Here is a 304-nt window from a genome sequence, read left to right as displayed (position 1 = left end):
AGAATTGGCAGCAATAATATTATTGGTCTCAACAACAATTGAGCCAGTATTATCATAAATACGGCCGTAGGAATCATACTTCGAACCATTCCAAACATGCCAGGAAATCGCATATCCACCACCAGTTAAAGCTTCTATATCAGCGGCGGTGCCAACAGGCCCTCCCTGAATTGCTCCAGCGGTAATCAGCGTAGAAGCTCCAGTAGCATTTGCGGCAGATGCATCAACCGAAAATTCTCTTACATAGACACTGTTGTTATCGTCATACCAACTGATCAGTATGTTTCCGTTATCCAGCACAGCT

Annotated in this window: 1 protein-coding gene; it reads right to left on the bottom strand. The window is 44.1% G+C overall.

From position 1 onward, the window contains the following. Positions 1-304: hypothetical protein (locus MF542_RS17525; RefSeq protein WP_247021868.1), on the bottom strand; the 304-nt coding region annotated here is incomplete at both ends.

The sequence above is a fragment of the Kordiimonas laminariae genome, assembly GCF_023008165.1.
GTDB lineage: Bacteria > Pseudomonadota > Alphaproteobacteria > Sphingomonadales > Kordiimonadaceae > Kordiimonas > Kordiimonas laminariae.
Note: the sequence above shows the minus strand (reverse complement) of the source record. Positions and strands in the feature narration are given on the sequence as shown.